Source organism: Bacillus sp. GMa5/1 (genome assembly GCF_050172015.1).
Classification (GTDB): Bacteria; Bacillota; Bacilli; order Bacillales; family Bacillaceae_G; genus Bacillus_A; species Bacillus_A cereus.
In genome coordinates, this window is record NZ_JBNLYC010000253.1 from 1 (window position 1) to 4,768 (window position 4,768).

Consider the following 4,768-nt stretch of genomic DNA (forward strand, 5'->3'; position numbering starts at 1 on the left):
TAAAATAATGTTAACACTAAAAATTTGTTATAATTAGTAAAGAATTCTATTAATTAGATAGAGAGGATACAATATTATGGGTTATAAATTTCGTAGAATTATCCAGTTTTCCCCGGGTGTGAAAATTAACTTTACATACACAGGTATGGGAGGGAACTCTATTTCACCTGAATCAAGAACAACAACTTATGTACCTGGAACTGGAATCTCGTATACACCACGAATAGCTGAGTCAAACAATTATTATATACAACGAGGATATCAAGGACCAAACACTTCCTATCCCACTATGGATGAACAAGATTACAATACGGTAAATGCATTTGAGCCAGTAAAAGAAACCCAAACTTACCTTGTTACTGCTTTTCGTAAAAAGGATAATCAAGTAAACTCCGTAGGTAGAAAACTCATGAAACCACTTTCCATAATTACAGGCGTTTTCGCGGGCCTATTCTTAATTATGATGCTTATTATACCTGCTCTAATCATGGCATTCTTTTCTTTCCTATGCTATAAAAATATAAAAACACCATTTGCAGTTGTATGCCCAGAATGTGATGCTGAGAATCTATTCATTTTTGAAGAAGAGAAGATCGCTTGTCGTAAATGTGAGAGTACTCTTATAATCCAAAAATAAATGGTTCTCAAATTAACATCTCTTTATTAGTCAAAATAATATAAATCTAATTATAAATATAAATAGATATAAAGAGGGATAAGTGAATATCATTATTAACTTTGAAGCGTTTAATCCAACTATAAACGACTTAGCTATCAAACTTGCTATGGTACTGTTTATACCGTTATTCTTAGCATTGATTGTCAAAGTGATACTTATGAAATTTATGAAAGAATCGATTGCTGGCAGATTAGCAAGTCTATCTTTGTTATTTTTTATGTACTATGTATTTAAATTTGTTACAGCTTAAAAGGCACCTTATGGTGTTTTTTTATGTATTAAAAGACCTACCTATTTCCCTAGGTAGGCCTTTTGTGACTTTGTATTTACAAACGATGATATTATGACAAAACCCCATAATCCTCAAACTCTCTAATCGTTCTTCTTCAATACACTTAAACTGGTTCTATGTATACTAGTCTAAAGTACGAGCAGCTGCATAGAATGATCCAGAACCACCATTTCTGTGAGTAACTTTAAGCTTATATTTACCTTTTGGAAGAGTATTGTACGTATTTGTAAAACCCTTTCCTGCTGCTAACGATCCAGAACCAATAACATTACCTTTTGAGTCTTTTAAAGACCAATCAAGTGTACCTTTAGTATTGTTTGTCATATGAACTCTCATATCTGCTTTTTTTACATGCTCGAACGGTACTTCTCTTTCACCATTCATCAGACTGAAATCATCTTTAAGTATTTGGGTACGTTGGACAATTGGTGCAGAATTTTTAGTATTATCTACACCTTCTGTACTTGCTGATACTGCTCCAATCCCTCCAGTTAATGCGATACCAGTTGCTAATGTTCCTACTACTAATTTCTTAAACATAATAAATCCCCCTTAAATATGTTTTATAACTTGCACCTTAAATGTATCACTTTTGTAACTTTTGTAAATATTTTCAATTTATATAAATATTTATTTAATTATTAACAATATTGGAATTACATTTTATCAAATGGAAAATAGAGGGATTTGAAGGGTTATGTAAAAATGCATAATAAATCAAGCAAATATCATGATATACTCTCAAAGAACTAATACAAAATTTCTTTAGATTGGAAAACTAAAGTCTTATCTACCTAAAAGGAAGGCGCCTTATGGCGTCTTTTCTCTATTTTCAAAAGGACCTTCTCAATTCATTCTTGAAAACATAAGGTAAAGTGAACCCATTAAAATCCATGGAATGAACCCTAGTTTTACCCTCTAATCTAAAGGAGGCACTATTGTTATGGGATATGGTGGTAGTTGTGGCGAAGGCTGCGGTTTCGCTGGAGGTTTCGCTTTATTAGTTGTATTTGTATGGAATACAACTATTACATCAGCATATGAGCCAGGCCGTTACGTTGCTGTGGTGAAACTTGCTGGCGATGCTTATAAGAGCGAATGGTTCACAATCAATAAGTAATTGCTATGCTGTCCTAAGAATGACAGTATAGCAATTACTCTCATCTTAGATACTACAGTGATGTTTTCATACATAAAATACAATTATCAAGTCGGAGGAAGGCACCTTACGGTGTATTTTTTTTGAATTTATAACTTTTTTTAGAAATTATTTGAAAAAATATACATAATAATATATCATTATATTGTAATTAATTAAATTAAAATGTTTAGGGGGATTTTTTATGAAATTAGGAAAATTAGCATTAGTTGGAGTATTAACATTTGGTGGATTTACTGCAGTAGAAATGATTAAACCTACTTCACAAGCTGCAGCAGCTTATGAAGAACCATATTCTGATCCATATAATGATAGTTGGGGATTTTCATCACCAAATAATTTTGAATATCTATCCACATTTCCAAATGCACACATGATTAAAAAATCATATAGAACTGGAGATATCTTAAATTACTCTCTTAGCTCAATAAAAGATGACTCAGGAGCTGTTATGAAGATTTTTAAAGTTGAAGCTGGAAAAAAACCTGTACGCTATAGAACAATTTATCCTCAATTTGATGCTAATTACCAAAACCCTACTTGGTCAACTGTGATTACAGATGTATATACTCCTGGTAGCTATATTGCTGTTATAAAACATGTCAATGATTCAATAGGTTACGGCGTAAGTGATTGGTTTACAATTAATAAATAATAACAATTATCCTTGTAAACACCATCTTTATTGTAATGATAAAGTGGTTCAAGTCAGAGGAAGGCACCTTAGGGTGTCTTTTCTTTATATTTATAACTTTTTTAGAAAATATTTGAAAAAATATACATTTCGTTGTATCTTATTATAGAGATTAATTGTTTTTTAAATAGAAATATTTAGGGGGATTTTTTATGAAATTAGGAAAATTAGCATTAGTCGGAGCATTAACATTTGGTGGATTTACTGCAGTAGAAATGATTAAGCCAGTCTCTCAAGTACAAGCAGAAACAGTAAAAGCAAGTGATCCTTTCAATGATGAGTGGGGAATTACAAATACATACATTTTACATGACTTTATCCCAGGTTTCATTCCTCGTTTAGCATATCAAGTTGAAAACAGCTATACATCAGTGAGTCCGTATAATCGTTTCTTAATGGTTCGTGAAACCGTTCAGGAAGACCCTACCGACATTGTAAAAATCTTCAAAGTTGAGGACACAGGCAAATTAACACGATTAAAAACAATCGAACCAACGTATTGGGTTGACCCAACGGACAACCAAAAATATCAAATGTGGGAAACATATATTAACGGTAATTACCCACCAGGAAAGTATGTTGTAATTGGTTTCATTGATGGGCAACATCAAAAGAGTCAATTCATCACTATTAACAAATAAAACAATATGAGAGCTCCCTCGGGAATTCTCTATAAAAATAAAACATTATTTAGAGAAATTCATTAGGCATGGCCACTAGCAATTGGTTTACAATTAATAAGTAATAACAATTATCCTTGTAAACACCATCTTTATTGTAATGATAAAGTGGTTCAAGTCACAGGAAGGCACCTTTGGGGTGCCTTTTTATTTATGGATTTTTTCGGAAAATATTCGAAATATAATACAGTTGATTATATTATTATGTGTGTATGATTTCTGGTTTTAAAAATTAATAGGGGGAAACAATAATGAAGTTAGGAAAATTAGCATTAATTGGTACGTTAACTTTTAGCGGTTTTACTGCAATAGAAATGAGTAAGCCTACCTCACAAGCAGCTGCAGCTTACTCAGATCCATTTAATGATGATTGGGGATTTAAAACCATTGTGGATTTACAAAATTCAGAGGAAAGTACATATCAACCAGATTGGAAGATTGGGAATTTAATAACTGGTGATACATTTTACTTAACACAGCACTTTGGTAGAGAACATTTTGGTGCGCAAATGAAAATTTTTAAAATCCACACAAATGGTAGCCTAGAACGATTCCAAACAATAGAACCAGAATTTATTCCTGGAACAGAAATTTGGCAAACCCCTATCACAGATAGCTATACAAGCGGTACTTATGTCGCTGCAATTAAATATCGTGGTGAATTCACGTATTCAAATCAATTTACAATCAATTAAGGCTGTAATAAATTGAAAAAAGGCACCTTTGCGTATCTTTTCTTTTGTACATTATATCTATTACGTGCTCATTGATTTTTTATGTACGTTTGATATAATTACTGTAGTAGTATTACAGTAATAGCTTGTGTATATAATAAAAGAAGAGATGCGCTAACATCTCTTCTAATAACTGCTACCGTCAGGGTGGTGGTTATATCATTTATTTTTTACGAAACCCACCCTTTTGCTTTGGACGGCGACGAGGAGTGGGTTTTTTGTTATCTTTTTCTAAAATTTGTTTCCTAAAAACATACGCAGAAACTTCACGTACAATGGCTTTCACAAATTCTTTTAGAAGCTCAAACAAAAACTCCATAGGTATATCACCCCCTTTCCTTCCAAATGGAAAGAAGGGATAACCAATCACCCTCACAATATACAGTTAATCCTATTCTATCATACTAGTACAATCTCACCAATATAAAAAAGACCACCATTACCTGGCAGTCCTTTTTGGGTAGTTTTAGAAATTAAATTATAACATATTAATATACAAATTATAAATATACTTTTCACAAAGATACTAT

General features: G+C 32.1%; 7 protein-coding genes and 2 pseudogenes. 7 read left to right on the forward strand and 2 right to left on the reverse strand.

Features of this window, described 5'->3' with window-relative positions:
* Positions 1 to 76 precede the first annotated feature (76 nt).
* Both ACQGSG_RS26670 and ACQGSG_RS26675 read left to right on the forward strand, forming a co-directional pair.
* Complete coding sequence (locus tag ACQGSG_RS26670; protein WP_061656009.1) at positions 77 to 637, forward strand: DUF4236 domain-containing protein; 561 nt, start codon at positions 77 to 79, stop codon at positions 635 to 637.
* An 82-nt stretch (positions 638 to 719) separates the two neighbouring features.
* Positions 720 to 929: a hypothetical protein gene (locus ACQGSG_RS26675; RefSeq protein WP_001021326.1), complete on the forward strand. Its 210-nt coding sequence runs from the start codon at positions 720 to 722 to the stop codon at positions 927 to 929.
* 165 nt (positions 930 to 1,094) lie between these two features.
* Here the strand turns inward: ACQGSG_RS26675 and ACQGSG_RS26680 are convergent, their stop codons facing one another.
* Positions 1,095 to 1,511 (reverse strand): hypothetical protein, encoded by a 417-nt coding sequence (locus ACQGSG_RS26680; RefSeq protein ID WP_325842314.1) that lies wholly within the window; start codon positions 1,509 to 1,511, stop codon positions 1,095 to 1,097.
* A 403-nt stretch (positions 1,512 to 1,914) separates the two neighbouring features.
* On the opposite strand from ACQGSG_RS26680, the pseudogene ACQGSG_RS26685 reads away from it, so the two are divergent.
* The 5 genes and pseudogenes from ACQGSG_RS26685 to ACQGSG_RS26705 form a co-directional block, all read left to right on the forward strand.
* Positions 1,915 to 1,980, forward strand: a pseudogene (locus ACQGSG_RS26685) (YjcZ family sporulation protein); the annotation flags it as partial.
* A 15-nt stretch (positions 1,981 to 1,995) separates the two neighbouring features.
* Positions 1,996 to 2,091 (forward strand): annotated as a pseudogene (locus ACQGSG_RS26690) (DUF5065 family protein); the annotation flags it as partial.
* Between the two features lie 223 nt (positions 2,092 to 2,314).
* On the forward strand, positions 2,315 to 2,785 hold the full coding sequence (locus ACQGSG_RS26695) for a DUF5065 family protein (protein WP_166572562.1): 471 nt from the start codon (positions 2,315 to 2,317) through the stop codon (positions 2,783 to 2,785).
* Between the two features lie 191 nt (positions 2,786 to 2,976).
* Positions 2,977 to 3,465, forward strand: a complete 489-nt coding sequence (locus tag ACQGSG_RS26700) for a DUF5065 family protein (protein ID WP_325842313.1) — start codon at positions 2,977 to 2,979, stop codon at positions 3,463 to 3,465.
* 290 nt (positions 3,466 to 3,755) lie between these two features.
* Positions 3,756 to 4,199 (forward strand): DUF5065 family protein, encoded by a 444-nt coding sequence (locus ACQGSG_RS26705; RefSeq protein ID WP_325842312.1) that lies wholly within the window; start codon positions 3,756 to 3,758, stop codon positions 4,197 to 4,199.
* Between the two features lie 202 nt (positions 4,200 to 4,401).
* On the opposite strand, the gene ACQGSG_RS26710 is transcribed toward ACQGSG_RS26705, so the two are convergent.
* Complete coding sequence (locus ACQGSG_RS26710) at positions 4,402 to 4,557, reverse strand: hypothetical protein (protein WP_000394762.1); 156 nt, start codon at positions 4,555 to 4,557, stop codon at positions 4,402 to 4,404.
* Between the last annotated feature and the right edge of the window lie 211 nt (positions 4,558 to 4,768).

Excerpts from the sequence above, each read along its gene's own strand:
- ACQGSG_RS26705 (WP_325842312.1), top strand. The coding sequence starts at position 3,756 with ATGAAGTTAGGAAAATTAGCATTAATTGGTACGTTAACTTTTAGCGGT.
- ACQGSG_RS26670 (WP_061656009.1), top strand. The coding sequence starts at position 77 with ATGGGTTATAAATTTCGTAGAATTATCCAGTTTTCCCCGGGTGTGAAA.
- ACQGSG_RS26710 (WP_000394762.1), bottom strand. The coding sequence starts at position 4,557 with ATGGAGTTTTTGTTTGAGCTTCTAAAAGAATTTGTGAAAGCCATTGTA.
- ACQGSG_RS26700 (WP_325842313.1), top strand. The coding sequence starts at position 2,977 with ATGAAATTAGGAAAATTAGCATTAGTCGGAGCATTAACATTTGGTGGA.
- ACQGSG_RS26680 (WP_325842314.1), bottom strand. The coding sequence starts at position 1,511 with ATGTTTAAGAAATTAGTAGTAGGAACATTAGCAACTGGTATCGCATTA.
- ACQGSG_RS26695 (WP_166572562.1), top strand. The coding sequence starts at position 2,315 with ATGAAATTAGGAAAATTAGCATTAGTTGGAGTATTAACATTTGGTGGA.